This is a genomic window from Ralstonia sp. GX3-BWBA (genome assembly GCF_003290055.1).
In the GTDB taxonomy this organism is placed as follows: domain Bacteria; phylum Pseudomonadota; class Gammaproteobacteria; order Burkholderiales; family Burkholderiaceae; genus Ralstonia; species Ralstonia holmesii.
In genome coordinates this window covers 255,742-271,505 of record NZ_QMKS01000004.1, presented here as the reverse complement: position 1 = coordinate 271,505, position 15,764 = coordinate 255,742, and the positions used below count along the sequence as shown (strand labels likewise).

Genomic DNA, 15,764 nt, shown 5'->3' with positions numbered 1-15,764 from the left:
TATATTTGACGCACCATTTCTCCAAGTGCATGCTGGGCGCCAAGCTGTTGACTACAACAATAGTGCCGCCCCCACGGAGACCACCATGCCAGACAACAAGCGTTCGCAGCACATCACCCAAGGTGTGGCACGCTCGCCCAATCGCTCGATGTACTACGCGTTGGGCTACACGAAAGACGACTTCAACAATCCGATGATCGGCGTGGCCAACGGCCATTCGACCATCACGCCGTGCAACTCGGGCCTGCAGAAGCTGGCCGATGCCGCCGTGGCTGCAGTAAAGGACGCCAACGCGAATCCGCAAATCTTTGGCACGCCGACCATTTCCGACGGCATGTCGATGGGCACGGAAGGCATGAAGTTCTCGCTGATCTCGCGCGAGGTGATTGCCGACTGCATCGAGACCTGCGTCAACGGCCAATGGATGGATGGTGTCGTCGTTATCGGCGGCTGCGACAAGAACATGCCAGGCGGCATGATCGCCCTGGCGCGCACGAATGTGCCAGGCATTTATGTGTACGGCGGCACCATCAAGCCGGGCCACTGGAAGGGCAAGGATTTGACCATCGTCTCATCGTTCGAGGCCGTGGGCGAATTTACCGCCGGCCGCATGAGCGAGGAAGACTTCGAGGGCATCGAGAAAAACGCCTGCCCGTCGAGCGGGTCGTGCGGCGGCATGTACACGGCCAACACGATGAGTTCATCGTTTGAAGCGCTCGGCATGTCGCTGCTGTATTCGTCGACGATGGCCAATCCCGATCAGGAGAAGGTCGACAGCGCAGCCGAATCCGCGCGCGTCTTGGTCGAAGCCGTGCGCCGCGACCTGAAGCCGCGCGACATTATCACGCGCAAATCCATCGAAAACGCCGTAGCCGTGATCATGGCCACCGGCGGCTCCACCAACGCCGTGCTGCACTACCTGGCCATCGCCCACGCGGCGGAAGTGGAATGGACGATCGATGACTTCGAGCGGGTGCGCCAGCGCGTGCCCGTCATCTGCAACCTCAAGCCATCAGGCCAATACGTGGCGACCGACCTGCACGAGGCCGGCGGCATTCCGCAGGTGATGAAGCTGCTACTCAACGCCGGCCTGCTGCACGGGGATTGCATCACCATCACGGGCAAAACGCTGGCTGAAGAACTCGCGCACGTTCCCGACCAACCGCGCGCCGATCAGAACGTGATCCTGCCGATCGACAAAGCTCTCTACAAGGAAGGCCACCTCGCCATCCTGAAAGGCAACCTGGCCGAAGAAGGCGCCGTGGCGAAGATCACCGGCCTGAAGAATCCTGTCATCACCGGCCCGGCGCGCGTGTTCGACGACGAGCAAAGCGCGATGAGCGCGATCCTGAGCGACCAGATCAAGGCCGGCGACATCCTCGTGCTGCGCTATCTGGGGCCGAAGGGCGGCCCCGGCATGCCGGAGATGCTGGCCCCGACCTCAGCCATCATCGGCAAGGGCCTGGGCGAGTCGGTCGGCTTTGTCACCGACGGACGCTTCTCGGGCGGCACGTGGGGCATGGTGGTCGGCCACGTCGCGCCGGAAGCGTACGTGGGCGGCACGATCGGCTTGGTGCACGAAGGCGATTCAATCACCATCGACGCGCATCAGCGCCTGTTGCAGTTGAACGTGCCAGACGATGAGCTTGCCCGCCGCCGCGCCGCGTGGAAGCAGCCAGCGCCGCGCTATACGCGTGGCGTGCTGGCAAAGTTTGCGAAACTGGCAGCAACGGCCAGCAAGGGCGCGGTAACGGACTGAGTTCGAGCAGCACCAACAAAAAACCCGCCAGACGGCGGGTTTTTCTTTGTGCGATCAGCGCTGCGGGGGCTTCTGCTGCGCGGCGAGCGCATCGTCCAACGCCGCGCCCAGCCAATCCATCAGGCGGGCCTCCAGCGTGCGGGTCAGGTCAGCGGCGAGCTGTTCGCTCAACAGTGACAGGCGTGATTCCATGGCTGCGCGACACTGCGCTTCGATCAACGCCGGCCACTCGGACTGGAAACGCCACATCACGTCGCCCATCACGCGGGCGGCATCGGTCCCTTCGGGAGGCATGGCCGAAGTGGGTGCAAGGCCTTGCTCGCGCAGGGCGGGCGGGATGTCCACGTTGCCGGCTTCAGTCGTGGCGGGCAGCGGCGCGGCAGGCGCGGCCGTAGGCGCCACATCCTCCAATTCGACAATTTCCGTCAGAACAGGGATGTTGTTGTCCGCGTAGGACCCGGGATAGCGTCCGTCGGTCATGCGCGCCCCACGTCATGATGTTGGATCGGATAGCCGCGATCGCGGTAGAACCGGAAGCGATCGCGCGCAGCGGCGCGATCGGCGTCGTCATCGCCAACGATCTCGATCAACCGGCTAAAGCGCGCGAACAGCGCCGGCGGTTCAGGCGACAGATTGACCAGAATGTCGTGATGCGGCGCGTCGTCCAGCGGCTCGGATGCATCGGCCAACAGGATGGGCGTCTGCGCGGCCAGCGGATGCCTCAGGCCGCAGTGCGGCAGGAAATCGAGCTGGCTGAACGTCCACAACTGCGTGTCGAACGCTTGCAGCGCAGCCTGATCTCCGACCACGATCACTTTCTGGCCCGCGCCGTAGGCCTTGCGCACGAGCCGGCAGGCATAGGCCAGCTTGCCGGGCACGTTGCTGTGAAAGTCGACGCGAGTCATACGGTGCTTTTACCTCTGCCAATCAACCGCGGTCCATCAGGAAGCGCGTCAGCAGCGGCACCGGGCGGCCCGTGGCGCCCTTGGCCGCGCCGCTCTTCCAAGCGGTGCCGGCGATGTCCAGGTGGGCCCAGTCGTACTTTTCGGTAAAGCGCGCCAGGAAACAGGCAGCCGTCACGCTGCCGGCCGGACGGCCGCCGATGTTGCCCATATCGGCAAAATTGGACTTGAGCTGCTCCTGGTATTCCTCATCCAGCGGCATGCGCCACGCTGTATCGAGCGATTGCTTGCCGGCCGCCACCAGCGCGCCCGCCAGCGCGTCGCTGCGGGCGTACATGCCGGTGTTGATGTGGCCGAGCGCGATGATGCAGGCGCCCGTGAGCGTTGCCACGTCGATCACCACCGCCGGCTTGAAGCGCTCCACGTAGGTGAGCGCATCGCACAGGATCAGGCGGCCTTCGGCGTCGGTATTCAGGATCTCGATGGTCTGGCCCGACATGCTGGTCACAACGTCGCCCGGCTTGGTGGCAACGCCACTGGGCATGTTCTCGCAGGTCGGCACCACGGCGATGACGTTCTGCTTGAGTCCCATTTCGGCCACAGCACGCAGCGTGCCCAGCACCGAAGCGGCGCCGCACATGTCGTACTTCATCTCGTCCATGCCCTCGCCCGGCTTGAGCGAGATGCCACCCGTATCAAACGTGATGCCCTTGCCGACCAGCACCACCGGGGCCTGCTTGGCGGGGCCACCCTCGTAGCGCAGCACGATGAATGCCGGCGGCTCGACGCTGCCCTTCGTCACGGCCAGGAAGGCGCCCATCTTCAAGGCTTCGATCTGCTTGCGGCCAAGCACTTCCACCTTGAGCTTGAAATCCTTGGCGATCTGGCGTGCGGTGTTGGCCAGGTACGTCGGCGTGCAGATGTTGGACGGCAGGTTGCCCAGATCACGCGTGAGGTCCATGCCGTTGGCGATGGCGGTGCCGCGCGCTGCGGCCACGCTGGCAGCCTTGGCATCGGCTGCAGATACGGTCAGGACGACCTTGCGCAGGCTCGTACCGTTCTTGTCGCGCTTGCTCTTGAGCTCCGGATGGCGCTCGATGAAGCGGTAGCTGGCCTCGCGGATGAGCGTGACGGCGGTCAAGACCGCCCAGGCGGTGTCTTTGTCGCGCGCGGTGTGCTCGGTGAGCGCCCACGTCACGCTGGTGGCCTTGGTGCTGGCCAGCGCGCGCAGTGCGGTGCGCACGGCTTCGGCGTAGGCGCGATCGGTGAAGTCGGCTTCCTTGCCCAGACCGACCAGCAGCACGCGGGCAGCGCCCACGCCGGCCACTTCGTGCAACAGCAGCGACGTGCCGCGCTTGCCTTCAAAGTCGCCCAGCTTGACGAGGCGGGCAACCAAGCCCTTGGTGGCCACGTCCAGCGCCTTTGCAGCACCAGCCAGGGTCTGCGACTCGAACAGACCGATCACGAGGCAATCGCTCTTGGCAGCCAGGGCGCCCGCTTTGGCCCAATCCAGGGCTTTTGTGCTAAATTCCATCGCGCTTCTCTCTATGAGGCGAGTCAACGAAAGCCCACATTATCCGCCATTTTGCGCAGGGGCTCCGGTGGAACGTACACCGGCTATGACCTCGCCCTCCCATCCCGCATCCGCATGATTTTTGAACAAGCCCTGCGACGCGAGCTGTCATTCACCGCCGGCGCCGTCTTCCTCGTGCTGCTGACGTTCATGCTGACCACCCTGGTGATCCGCATTCTCGGCATGGCCGCCAACGGCGAAGCGAACCCGAACGACGTCCTGCTCCTCATCGGCCTGGCAACGCTAGGCTACCTGGCGATTCTCCTGTGCGCCACGCTCTTCATCTCGGTATTGCTGGTGCTGACGCGCTGGTACAAGGATTCCGAGATGGTGGTGTGGTTCACCTCGGGCATCAGCCTGACGGATTTCATCCGCCCCGTGCTGCGTTTCTCGCTGCCGTTCATCGTGCTGGTGGCGCTGCTGGCGCTGTTCGGCTGGCCGTGGGCCAATCAGCAGAGTGCGCTGTTCCGAGATCGCTTCGAGCAGCGCGATGTGCTGTCGATGATCTCAGCCGGCCGCTTCATCGAGCCCGCGCACGGCAGCTACGTCCTCTTCATCGAGGGCGTCGATAACGGCATGAAGCACGCCCGTAACCTGTTCGTCGCCAATGCCGAGCAGGACAAGATCGGCGTGGCGATGGCCAAGACCGGCGAATTCAAGACCATGCCCAACGGCGACCGCTTTGTCGTACTCGACAAGGGCCGCCGCTATGAAGGCACGCCCGGCAAGCTCGACTACCGCATCGTCGAATTCGACAAATACGGCGTGAAGGTCGCCAACAAGCCGCCGCAAGCAGATGCCAGCCTGCCGACCAAGAGCCGCTCGACGCGGGAACTGCTCGCCAACCCGACGCCCGAGAACCTCGGTGAACTGGTCTGGCGGATCGGCCTGCCGCTGCTGGCGTTGAACTTCGTGCTGATTGCGATTCCGCTGGCCTACGTCAACCCGCGCCTGGGCCGCTACACACCGATGATCTTTGCGGTGTTGATCTACCTGACGTATTCGAACCTGCTGAACCTGTCGCAGGCGTGGGTCTCTCAGGGCAAGATGAACGTGTTCATGGCTTGGTGGCCGATCCACCTCGCTGCCTTCATCTGCGCGGTGCTGCTGTTCCGCTTCCGCCACTACAGCGCGGCCGGCCTGAAGGGGATTTCCGCCCTGCTCGGCTTCTCACCCAAGAAGGCGGGTGCGTGATGAAGATGCCGGTCTATGAGAAGTACTTCGCGCGTCAGATCTACGGCGTGTTCGTCTTCATCCTGTTTGCGGTGCTGGCACTGTTTATCTTCTTCGACATGCTGGGCGAACTGGGCTCGGTGGTCGGACGCTATACCACGCTCGTCGCGTTCTTCCACGTGATGCTGCAGGCGCCGACGCGTGTGTACGAAGTGATTCCGGTGGCTGCGCTCATCAGCGCCATCTATGTGTTCTCGCAGATGGCGAGCCAGTCGGAGTTCACGATCTTTCGCGTGGCAGGGCTTGATACGCGGCGTGCGCTGATGTCGTTGTTCAAGATTGCGCTGCCGCTGGCGCTTGTCACGTACATCTTCGGTGAATTCATCGGGCCGAAAGCGGAAGAGTACGCACAGAAGGTACGGCTGGAAGCGCTGGGCGCGACGGTGTCGGCCGGCTTCCGCTCGGGCGTGTGGGTCAAGGATCGCGGCCCCGCCAAGCCCGACGGCACGGGCGGCGAAGTCACCCGCTTTGTCAACGTCGGCGCGCTGCAGCCGGACCAATCCATCAAAGGCCTGCGCATCTATGAATTCGATTCGGACTACCGCCTAAGTTCGATCCGCGTGGCGGAGCAGGCGCGCTACCAGGGCCACCAGAACTGGCAACTGAACGGCGTGACGGAAACGCGCTTCATTGAGTTCCCGCGCAAGCCCGGCACAGTGGCCCCACAGGACACCGTGCAGGCGGTGCCCGGCGCACCCGATGCGCTGGCGCCCGACTTCCGCGGCGAGCAGATCAAACTGCCGCAGCAGGAGATGCGCTCTGAGCTCACGCCGCAGATTCTGTCGGTGCTGATGGTCACCCCCGACCGCATGGCTACGCTGGACCTCTTCCAGTACATCCGCCACCTGCGCGACAACAAGCAGGACACGCAGCGCTACGAGATCGCGCTGTGGAAGAAGGTGGTCTATCCGTTCACTGTGCTGGTGATGATGGCGCTGGCCCTGCCTTTTGCGTATCTGCATGCACGTGCCGGGGCAGTCGGCCTGAAGGTGTTCGGCGGCATCATGCTGGGGTTGTCATTCCAACTGGTGAACAACCTCTTCTCGCACGTCGGCCTGCTGAATACGTGGCCGGCCATCTTTACGGCCATCGTGCCGGGCGCGCTGTATCTGGCACTGGCGCTGGTCAGCCTGCGCTGGGTGGAGCGCCACTGATGGCTGACCGGGCGCTTGTCCTCTTTGCACACGGCGCGCGCGATGCCCGCTGGCGTGAACCGTTCGACCGCCTGCGCGCGTGTTTGGCTACGCAGCAGCCCGACGTCGACACGCGCCTAGCCTTTCTCGAACTGATGGCGCCCGATCTGCCTGGCACCATCGATGATCTGGCCGCAAATGGCACGCGGAGTGTCACCATCGTGCCGGTGTTCTTTGGCCAGGGCGGCCACTTGCGGCGCGATCTGCCTGCACTGGTCGCGCAATGCGCGCAGGCTCATCCCTCCCTCTCCATCCGCTGCGCCGATGCCGTTGGCGAAGACGACGCCGTGCTCGACGCCATCGCGGGTTACTGCGTCCGCCAACTCGGCTAAGCCAGACGTCGCCTCACTGCGGTTCTGCCATGCGCATGAAGCGCGCGTGCACGTTGTTTTCGACGTGAAAGCCATGCGCGTCGAACTCCACCAGCTCCAGTGTCAGCCCGAGATAACGGCGCGCAAACACGTCGACCAGATGCGCGCGCATGGCGGTGAACATCGCCGCGCAGATCGACCCCGTCACAGCTTTGCGCCGGCCCGCCTTGATGCGGAAGGTCACGTGGATGAAGGCGTCGTCTTCCGCGCCGTCGGCCATGCGGTACTGGTCAAGGCGCAGCGCGCGCGTACGGATGCCGCCGGTGGGAAACACATCCGCGTAGCCGATCAGCACATCGTTGAGCACGCGCATCAGCTCAGGAATGCGCGCATCGGCCTCGACATTGGCGGTGTATTCGATGATGACGTGCGGCATGGCACAGATCTCCCCCCGGAGAATGGAATATGTCAAAGCATCTCATGCCCGGCAGCTTTATCGCTGCACCGGGCAGTTTTGATTGCTTGAACAGGGGAGAGAGAAAGCGCCGGCGCGCTGAGCGCAGCTCAGGCGGCCAGGCTATGGGGATGCATGTCGAGCGCCAGTTCGGGCGCTGCCGCCGATGCCCGCGCGGCAAACGCGTCACCGATCATCAGCAGGCTCGGATGCTCTGGGTTGATCCACTCCGCTGCGGCGCCATCGGCCATCTGCTGAAGGGTGAAGCATGCCGAGCGCTGCTCGGGCGTTGTTGCGGCCTCGACCACCCAAGCGGGTGTCGACGGTGCGCGGCCACGGGCGATCAGGTCCGCAGCGATGGAGGCAGCTTGATCCCGGCCCATGTAGTAGACGAGCGAATCGGCCTGCGCAACGGGTTCCGGCACGACGCCTTCGGGTTGCGGCGTGTCGGGATCAGCAGCCTTGGCTTGCGTAACAAACGCGACGCTGCGCGCGACACCGCGCTTGGTCAACGGCTGACGGATCGCGGAGGCGGCTGCCAGCGCTGCCGTAATGCCTGGAACGATTTCGTAGTCGATGCCGGCTTGCTCGAGCGCCTGCAGCTCCTCGTCAGCACGGCCGAACAGCATCGGATCACCGCCCTTCAGGCGCACGACGCGCTGATATTTGGTGGCCAGATCGACGAGTTGGCGATTGATGAAGCGCTGTGCGGTCGAACGCTTGCCGCAGCGTTTGCCGACTGCAATCAGCACAGCCTGCGGGCAATACTGGAAGACCTCCGGCGAGACCAGTGCGTCATGCAGCACGACTTCGGCTTCGCCCAACAATCGTGCACCGCGCACCGTGATGAGGTCCGCGGCGCCGGGGCCCGCACCAATCAGGCTCACGCGGCCGAGTGTTTTGGGGGTCTTCGCTTCCATTGCCTAGGTTCCTTTGCTTTTTCCTGCGGGGCGCAGCTTACCGCGCCCCATCCACGTTAGGAAAATGCACGGATCATGCCAGCTGCCACCGTGTGGTGCGTGGCTTCGTCCACCAGGATGAACGCGCCGGTGGCCGGGTTGTCGCCATACGCATCGCAGACGATCGGCTTCTGCAGGCTGATGTTGACCGTACCGATATCGTTGAGTGCGATCTGCTTGCGGCCGGTTTCGTGCGACAGCGTATGCACGTCCAGCACGCGCTCCACATCCGACACACGTGCGAACACGGTGGCCGTAGTGTGCTTAAGCACGTACTTGCGGGCCGGGTTCAGCTCATGCGCGTCAAACCAGCAGAGGTCGGCATGCAGCTTCTTGGCTGCGTTGGCGGCAGTCGTCGGAGCAGCGACGATCGTGTCGCCGCGCGAGATGTCCACGTCATCGGCCAGGCGCACGGTGATGGTCTCGCCGGGGCCGGCAGAATCGGCTGCGCCATTGGGCGTCAGCACTTCGGCCACCGTGGTTTCGCGGTTGGCGGGCAGCACGCGCACGGCTTGGCCGACGCGCACCGTGCCGGCTTCCACACGGCCCATGTAGCCGCGAAAATCATCGGCCTGCGAGCCGTCCTGACGCGCCACGAGCTGCACGGGGAAGCGCAGCGCATCGTCGCCCGCCGGGGCGGTCTCTTCCACCTTCAGATCTTCCAGCAGCGCCAGCAGCGGCTCGCCCTGATACCAAGGCATGGCTTCGGACGCGTGCACGATGTTGTCGCCGCGCAGGGCCGACACCGGCACGTAGCGCACATCGCGCAAGCCCAGTTGCGTGGCCAGTGCATCGTAGGCGGTACGGATTTCGTTGAAGCGCGCTTCGCTGTAGTCGACCAGATCCATCTTGTTGATGGCCACGATCACGTGTTGCAGTTCCAGCAGCTTCACGATGGCCGAATGGCGCTTGGTCTGGGCCAGCAGCTCCGTCTTGCCGTCAACGGTCGTCACACGCGTGGCATCGATCAGGATGATGGCGGCGTGCGCGGTCGAGGCGCCGGTCACCATGTTGCGCGTGTACTGCTCGTGGCCCGGCGTATCCGCAATGATGAACTTGCGGCGCGCGGTCGAGAAATAGCGGTACGCCACGTCGATGGTGATGCCCTGCTCGCGCTCGGCTTCCAGGCCGTCGGTGAGCAGAGAAAAGTCGATCTGCTCGCCGGCGGTACGCTTGTTCTTGGCGTTGGCCAGCGCTTGCAGTTGGTCGGTCAGCACGGCCTTGCTGTCGTACAGCAGGCGACCGATCAGCGTGCTCTTGCCGTCGTCAACGGAACCGGCGGTGATGAAGCGCAGCAGGCCTTGGTGCGATGCAGGATGCGTCGCTGGGTGCGTCGAATTCGTCGTCATGATCAGAAATACCCTTCCTTCTTGCGCTTTTCCATCGAGGCTTCGCTCGTCTGGTCGTCCATGCGCGTGGCGCCGCGTTCGGTGATTTCGGTAACGGCCGTCTCGGCGATGATCTCGGCCGGCGTGGCAGCGGTGCTCGCCACCGGGCATGTGCAGCTGATGTCGCCCACGGTGCGGAAGCGCACCGACAGGACTTCGCTCACGTCGCCATCGGCCTTGGGCGTGATCGACGTGACGGGCACCAGCAGGCCATTCTTGCGCACGACTTCACGTTGATGCGCGTAGTAGATCGGCGGCAGGGCGAGGTTCTCGCGGGCGATGTACTGCCACACGTCGAGTTCCGTCCAGTTGGAGATCGGGAACACGCGCATCTGCTCGCCCTGTGCCATGCGGGCGTTGTACACGCTCCAGAGTTCCGGGCGCTGGGCCTTCGGATCCCACTGGCCGAACTCGTCGCGGAACGAGAAGATCCGTTCCTTCGCGCGGGCCTTCTCCTCATCGCGGCGGGCGCCGCCCATCAGGGCGTCGAAGCCGTGCGATTCGATCGTTTCCAGCAGCGTGACGGCCTGTGCGGCGTTGCGCGAGTCGGTTTCCTTGCGCAGGCGCACCGTGCCGCGCTTGATGGAATCTTCCACATGGCCGACCACCAGGCGTGCACCCAGCTTGGCAACCTGCTCGTCACGGAAGGCGATCACTTCCGGGTAGTTGTGACCCGTGTCGATGTGCACCAGCGGGAACGGCAGATCGATCTTGCGATCGCCCAGGCGGAACGCCTTGAGCGCCAGGTGCAGCATGACGATCGAATCCTTGCCGCCCGAGAACAGCAGCGCCGGGTTGCGGCACTCGGCCACCACCTCACGGATGATGTAGATCGACTCGGCTTCCAGCCAGTCGAGGTGTTCGTTCTGCACAGGCGTCAGGGCCGTGCCGGGGATCTCGCTCATCACTCCCATGATTCTTCCTTAGCTCTCGCTCAATTCTGTTGCGACAGGTTCGTCGACGAATTTGTCACCGCATTTGCCGCATGCAGACCGCATTCCTTGCTGTCGCGCGATTCCCACCACCAGCGGCCGGCGCGTACGTCTTCACCGGCACGCACCGCGCGCGTGCAAGGCTCGCAGCCGATGCTTGGATAGCCTTTGTCGTGCAGCGCGTTGGTCGGCACGTTGTGTTGTTCGAGGTAAGCCCAGACTTCTGCCTCGGACCAGTCGAACAGCGGGTTGTACTTGGCGATGCCGCGCGCGTCGTCGTCTTCGGCAAACGGCAGGTCGGCACGGGTGACGGCCTGCTCGCGGCGCTGGCCCGTGAGCCACGCGTCGGCGTCTTTCAGTGCCCGGTTCAGCGGCACCACCTTGCGGATGTTGCAGCAGGCTTTGCGCAGTTCAATGCTGTCGTAAAACGCGTTGAGGCCATGGTCGCGCACGTAGGCTTCCACTGCGCGGGCGTCCGGTGCGTATTGCTCGATCGCATAACCGTAGTGCGCGCGGATGCGGTCGAGCATCGCCAGCGTTTCGGCGTGCAGGCGGCCGGTCTGCAGCGTGAAGATCGGCAGGTGCGCCCGCACGGCCTCGGGGCTGCGCAGGATCGCATCGGTCACGACCATGTCTTCGGCAGCCAGGCTGGTGGCGAACTTTGCCACGCCGTGCTTGGCGGCAATCTCGGCCAGGCGCTCGAACAGCGCGGCTTCCTTCGCGGCCAGGGCTTCAGCCGTGCCGGTGTAGACGGGGCGCGTCCACAGCACCGGGCGCCCGATTGCGGACACCGGCACTTCCGACACGGCGATGTCTTGGGTGTCGCTCATGCTGCATTTGCCTCGGTTGTGCGCTCGCGGCGGAACAGCGGACGCGGCTCGTCGATGGCGCCTTGGTAGCGCACGCTGATCTCGCCAAAGCCGTTCAGCGCATCGTCGATGTTCTTGTCCGCACGCACAGCGTAGGCATCGAAGCCGCAGCGGCGCATGAAGTCGAGCTGATCGCGCAGCACGTCGCCAATGGCGCGCAACTCACGCGTAAAGCCCAGGCGCTGGCGCAGCAGGAACGCGGTGCTGTAGCCACGGCCATCGCGGAAGACCGGGAAATCCACGGCCACCAGCGACAGGTTCGGCAGGTCAGCCTCCAGCGCAAACGGCTCGTCGTCGGGAGCCAGCCAGACGGCCAGCGTGCCAGCGCGGGCGCGGCCAAGCAGCGCGTCGCGGTTGGCTTGCCAATAGGCCAGCGGCACGATGGCGTGCGCAGTGGCATCCACATCGGCTTGCGTGAGTTCGCCGCCTTCCGGTGCGCGCAGCACGGTCCATTCGTCAGCCACGATTTGCGGGGCACCGTTTTGCAGCTTGATGATCTTGCTCATATTCGTTTCCCTCGGCGTTCAGGCTTCTTCACGGGCGTAGACGCGTTCCTTGAACGGGGCCATGCCGATACGGTGATAGGTGTCGATGAACAGCTCGTCTTCCGTGCGGTTGGCGACGAAAGTGTCGATGATGCGTTCGATCACATCGGGCATTTCTTCGGCCTTGAACGACGGACCGATGATCTTGCCGATCGCCGAATCGTTGCCCTGCGCGCCGCCCAACGACACCTGGTACCACTCTTCTTCGTGCTTATCGACACCCAGGATGCCGATGTTGCCGACGTGGTGGTGCCCGCACGAGTTGATGCAACCCGAGATGTTGAGCGACAGCTCGCCCAGGTCGTACACGTAGTCGAGGTTGTCGAAACGCGCCTGAATAGCTTGCGCGATGGGAATCGACTTGGCGTTCGCCAGCGAGCAGAAATCGCCGCCCGGGCACGCAATGATGTCGGTCAGCAGGCCGATGTTGGCGGTCGCCATGCCGTGCTCTTTGGCCAGTTGCCACAGCGCGAACAGATCGTGTTTCTTCACGTCCGGCAGGATCAGGTTCTGCTCGTGCGCGACACGCAGCTCGCCAAAGCCAAAGCGCTCGGACCAATCCGCCACCAGCGCCATCTGCTCGGCCGTCGCGTCGCCCGGAGGCAACGCCGCGCCCGGCTTGAGCGACAGCGTGACTGCGGCGTAGCCTGGCACGCGGTGCGGATGCACATTGCGGCTCACCCAGCGGGCGAACGCCTTGTTCTCCAGCAGCGCCTTTTCATAGGTGGCATCGGTGTCGGCCAGCTTTTCATACGCCGGCGGCGCGAAGAACTGCGCCACGCGGTCGAATTCGGCCTGCGTGATGGTCGACGGACCGTCCTTGATGTTCTGCCACTCTTCTTCCACCTGGCGGGCGAATTCTTCCGCGCCGATGGCCTTCACGAGAATCTTGATGCGCGCCTTGTACTTGTTGTCGCGACGGCCGTAGCGGTTGTACACACGCACGGCGGCCTCGATGTACGACAGCATGTGCTGCCACGGCAGGTCTTCCTTGATGATCGCGCCCAGGATCGGCGTGCGCCCCATGCCGCCGCCGGCCAGGATGCGAAGCAGCGTCTGGCCGTCCTTCTCATAGGCGTAGACGCCGATGTCGTGCAGTTGCGTCACGGCGCGGTCTTCGCGCGAGGCCGACACGGCAATCTTGAACTTGCGCGGCAGGAACGCGAATTCGGGGATGAACGTCGACCATTGGCGCAGGATTTCCGCCAGCGGGCGCGCGTCGACCACCTCGTCCGGTGCCACGCCAGCAAACTGGTCGGTCGTGATGTTGCGGATGCAGTTGCCCGAGGTCTGGATGGCGTGCATTTCCACCGAGGCCAGCTTGGCCAGGATGTCGGGCACCTGCTCCAGCTCGATCCAGTTGTACTGGATGTTCTGGCGCGTGCTGAAGTGGCCGTAGCCGCGATCGTGCTCGGCGGCGATGTGGCTGAGCATGCGCAGTTGCTTGGCGCGCAGGTGGCCATACGGAATCGCCACGCGCAGCATGTAGGCGTGGCGCTGGTAGTACAGGCCGTTCTGCAGACGCAGCGGCAGAAACTCTTCTTCCGTCAGTTCGCCCGAGATACGGCGGCGCACCTGATCGCGGAACTGCTCTACGCGGTCGGCGACGAGGCGGTGATCGTAAGCGTCGTATTGGTACATGACTGTTCAGTCCGATCCGGCTGGGCCGGCGTGCGATTCAATTGGGGGAAAGCGTTTCGTTATGGCGCTGCTGCCAGCTCAGCGACAGCAGCCGCAATCAAGCAGGGCCGGCATGAGGTCACGCATCACGACACCAGCTTGATGGCCGTGATCGTCAGCGTGGCGGCAAGCGCGCCGCGCACCAGACGTTCCGGCAGATTCTTGGACAGGCGCGCACCCAGCCAGATACCCGGGATGGAGCCCACCAGCAGCGACACCAGCAGGTTCCAGTCGATCGTGCCCAGATACATGTGGCCCAGGCCCGCCACGGCGGTCAGCGGCACGGCATAGGCGATGTCGGTGCCGGCCACTTCGGCACTCTTCAATTCGGGATACAGGATCAGGATGAGCGTCGCGCCCACGGCACCTGCGCCAATGGACGACACCGTCACCAGCACGCCCAGCACCACGCCGACGATGACCGTGGCCACGGCCAGCGCCGTGCCCTGCAGACGATAACGCGGGTTGGCCGCCAGCCAGCCCAATACGCGCTGACGGAACAGCAGCGAAATCACCGTCAGGATGACCGACGCGCCGATCGTCACGCGAATCACGTGCATCCACTCCGCATCCAGGTTGCCGGCGGTCTTCAGCACGATCACCGTCACCAGCGCTGCGGGCAGACTGCCCATGCAGAGGCGCTTGACGATGTCCCAGCGAATATGACCGTGGCTGCGATGTGCGATCGTGCCGACGCCCTTGGTGAGCGACGCAAATGCCAAATCCGTGCCGACAGCGGTCGCCGGCGAAAAGCCGAACATCAGCGTCAGCAGCGGAGTCATCAGCGAGCCGCCGCCAACGCCCGTCAGGCCGACCAACAGGCCGACCAGCAAACCGGAAACCGTATAGGCGAGCGTCATGGCGCGGGAGACAGTGAGGGCGTGTTATCACGAAGTTCGAGCATCGTAATGAACTGGCCTCATATCCCAAACCAATAAAAAATTGTTTGTTTATATGGCGTCGGTTATAAGTAGCGTTCAGTTCGCACCCGTTCTTCTTTATCGACCGCGCAGCCATGAACCTTCACCAATTTCGCTTCGTGCGCGAAGCCGTGCGGCAGAAATTCAACCTGACAGAGGCCGCAAAAGCGCTCTACACATCACAACCAGGCGTCTCCAAGGCCATCATTGAGCTGGAAGAGGAGCTGGGCGTCGATATCTTCACCCGGCACGGCAAGCGCATCCGGGGTCTCACGGAGCCGGGTCGGCGCATCCTGGCCTCGGTCGAGCGCGTGCTGGAAGAAGTCGAAACCCTCAAGCGCGTCGGCAAGGACTACGCCGCGCAGGATCAGGGCAACTTCACCATCGCCACCACGCATACGCAGGCGCGCTACGCGCTGCCCAAGGCGATTGCCGAGTTCACGCGCAAATACCCCAAGGTGCGCCTTTCCATTCAGCAGGGCACCCCCGCGCAGATTGCCGAGATGGTGCTGCACGACCAGGCCGACCTTGCCATTGCCACCGAAGGCATGTCGCACGTGAAGGATCTGATCTCGATCCCGGGCTATCAGTGGCAGCATGTGGTGGTGACGCCGCCTGATCACCCGCTTCTGTCTCGCCAGCACCTGACGCTGGAAGACCTGAAGGGTTACCCGATCGTCACGTACGACCAGCACTTTGCCGGCCGGCCCAAGATCGACCACGCCTTCGAGCTACGCCAGATCAAGCCCGATATCGTGCTGGAGGCCATCGACGCAGACGTCATCAAGACCTACGTGGAAGTGGGGCTTGGCGTGGGCATCGTGGCCGGCGTGGCGTTTGACGCCGAGCGCGACCGCAACCTGCGCGCGATTCCGGCCGGACACCTGTTCGGCACCAACGTCACGCACCTGGGCGTCAAACAAGGCGCGTACTTACGCGGCTTCGTCTACACCTTCATCGAACTGTTTGCGCCAACGCTGACGCGCAAGCTGGTCGAGCAACTCATGTCCGGCGATCACGAAGCGTACGAGCTCTGATTCGCCTGC

General features: G+C 63.9%; 16 protein-coding genes. 5 read left to right on the top strand and 11 right to left on the bottom strand.

The window, feature by feature from the left end; translation table 11 throughout:
• Positions 1 to 85: 85 nt before the first annotated feature.
• Positions 86 to 1,759, top strand: a complete 1,674-nt coding sequence (ilvD, locus tag DOD19_RS03050) for a dihydroxy-acid dehydratase (RefSeq protein WP_024975016.1) — start codon at positions 86 to 88, stop codon at positions 1,757 to 1,759.
• Between the two features lie 54 nt (positions 1,760 to 1,813).
• Here the strand turns inward: ilvD and DOD19_RS03045 are convergent, their stop codons facing one another.
• Genes DOD19_RS03045 through DOD19_RS03035 form a run of 3 tightly spaced genes read right to left on the bottom strand, consistent with a single transcriptional unit; the run spans position 1,814 to position 4,195 of the window.
• Complete coding sequence (locus tag DOD19_RS03045) at positions 1,814 to 2,239, bottom strand: DUF2486 domain-containing protein (protein ID WP_112183927.1); 426 nt, start codon at positions 2,237 to 2,239, stop codon at positions 1,814 to 1,816.
• A complete protein-coding gene (locus DOD19_RS03040) occupies positions 2,236 to 2,664 on the bottom strand; it encodes a DNA polymerase III subunit chi (protein WP_024975014.1) in 429 nt (142 codons plus the stop codon). The genes DOD19_RS03045 and DOD19_RS03040 overlap by 4 nt, the downstream gene beginning before the upstream one ends.
• Positions 2,665 to 2,686: 22 nt before the next feature.
• On the bottom strand, positions 2,687 to 4,195 hold the full coding sequence (locus tag DOD19_RS03035) for a leucyl aminopeptidase (RefSeq protein ID WP_024975013.1): 1,509 nt from the start codon (positions 4,193 to 4,195) through the stop codon (positions 2,687 to 2,689).
• Positions 4,196 to 4,309: 114 nt separating this feature from the next.
• Here DOD19_RS03035 and lptF point away from each other — a divergent pair, with 114 nt between their 5' ends.
• From lptF to DOD19_RS03020, 3 genes are read left to right on the top strand one after another with little or no spacing between them, the layout of a single operon-like run.
• Positions 4,310 to 5,428, top strand: a complete 1,119-nt coding sequence (gene lptF / locus DOD19_RS03030; RefSeq protein WP_112183925.1) for an LPS export ABC transporter permease LptF — start codon at positions 4,310 to 4,312, stop codon at positions 5,426 to 5,428.
• Complete coding sequence (gene lptG, locus DOD19_RS03025) at positions 5,428 to 6,621, top strand: LPS export ABC transporter permease LptG (RefSeq protein WP_024975011.1); 1,194 nt, start codon at positions 5,428 to 5,430, stop codon at positions 6,619 to 6,621. The genes lptF and lptG overlap by 1 nt, the downstream gene beginning before the upstream one ends.
• Positions 6,621 to 6,992, top strand: a complete 372-nt coding sequence (locus tag DOD19_RS03020; protein ID WP_024975010.1) for a CbiX/SirB N-terminal domain-containing protein — start codon at positions 6,621 to 6,623, stop codon at positions 6,990 to 6,992. The genes lptG and DOD19_RS03020 overlap by 1 nt, the downstream gene beginning before the upstream one ends.
• Positions 6,993 to 7,005: 13 nt before the next feature.
• On the opposite strand, the gene DOD19_RS03015 is transcribed toward DOD19_RS03020, so the two are convergent.
• From DOD19_RS03015 to DOD19_RS02980, 8 genes are all read right to left on the bottom strand, one after another.
• The gene (locus DOD19_RS03015; protein ID WP_112183923.1) at positions 7,006 to 7,407 is read right to left on the bottom strand and encodes a 5-carboxymethyl-2-hydroxymuconate Delta-isomerase; all 402 of its coding nucleotides are present in this window, start codon (positions 7,405 to 7,407) and stop codon (positions 7,006 to 7,008) included.
• Between the two features lie 128 nt (positions 7,408 to 7,535).
• Complete coding sequence (cobA, locus tag DOD19_RS03010; protein WP_112183921.1) at positions 7,536 to 8,345, bottom strand: uroporphyrinogen-III C-methyltransferase; 810 nt, start codon at positions 8,343 to 8,345, stop codon at positions 7,536 to 7,538.
• Positions 8,346 to 8,401: 56 nt separating this feature from the next.
• The gene (locus DOD19_RS03005) at positions 8,402 to 9,733 is read right to left on the bottom strand and encodes a sulfate adenylyltransferase subunit 1 (RefSeq protein ID WP_024975007.1); all 1,332 of its coding nucleotides are present in this window, start codon (positions 9,731 to 9,733) and stop codon (positions 8,402 to 8,404) included.
• Positions 9,734 to 9,735: 2 nt separating this feature from the next.
• Positions 9,736 to 10,686, bottom strand: a complete 951-nt coding sequence (gene cysD / locus DOD19_RS03000; protein ID WP_112183919.1) for a sulfate adenylyltransferase subunit CysD — start codon at positions 10,684 to 10,686, stop codon at positions 9,736 to 9,738.
• A gap of 20 nt (positions 10,687 to 10,706) precedes the next feature.
• Positions 10,707 to 11,534, bottom strand: coding sequence for a phosphoadenylyl-sulfate reductase (locus DOD19_RS02995; RefSeq protein ID WP_024975005.1), 828 nt, complete (start codon positions 11,532 to 11,534; stop codon positions 10,707 to 10,709).
• A complete protein-coding gene (locus tag DOD19_RS02990) occupies positions 11,531 to 12,079 on the bottom strand; it encodes a DUF934 domain-containing protein (RefSeq protein ID WP_024975004.1) in 549 nt (182 codons plus the stop codon). Before DOD19_RS02990 ends, DOD19_RS02995 begins: the two co-directional genes overlap by 4 nt.
• 18 nt (positions 12,080 to 12,097) lie before the next feature.
• Positions 12,098 to 13,759 (bottom strand): nitrite/sulfite reductase, encoded by a 1,662-nt coding sequence (locus DOD19_RS02985; protein ID WP_112183917.1) that lies wholly within the window; start codon positions 13,757 to 13,759, stop codon positions 12,098 to 12,100.
• Between the two features lie 125 nt (positions 13,760 to 13,884).
• On the bottom strand, positions 13,885 to 14,658 hold the full coding sequence (locus DOD19_RS02980) for a sulfite exporter TauE/SafE family protein (protein ID WP_024975002.1): 774 nt from the start codon (positions 14,656 to 14,658) through the stop codon (positions 13,885 to 13,887).
• A gap of 155 nt (positions 14,659 to 14,813) precedes the next feature.
• On the opposite strand from DOD19_RS02980, the gene DOD19_RS02975 reads away from it, so the two are divergent.
• Entirely contained in the window at positions 14,814 to 15,755 is a 942-nt protein-coding gene (locus DOD19_RS02975) for a CysB family HTH-type transcriptional regulator (RefSeq protein ID WP_024975001.1), read from the top strand.
• The last annotated feature ends 9 nt before the right edge of the window (positions 15,756 to 15,764 follow it).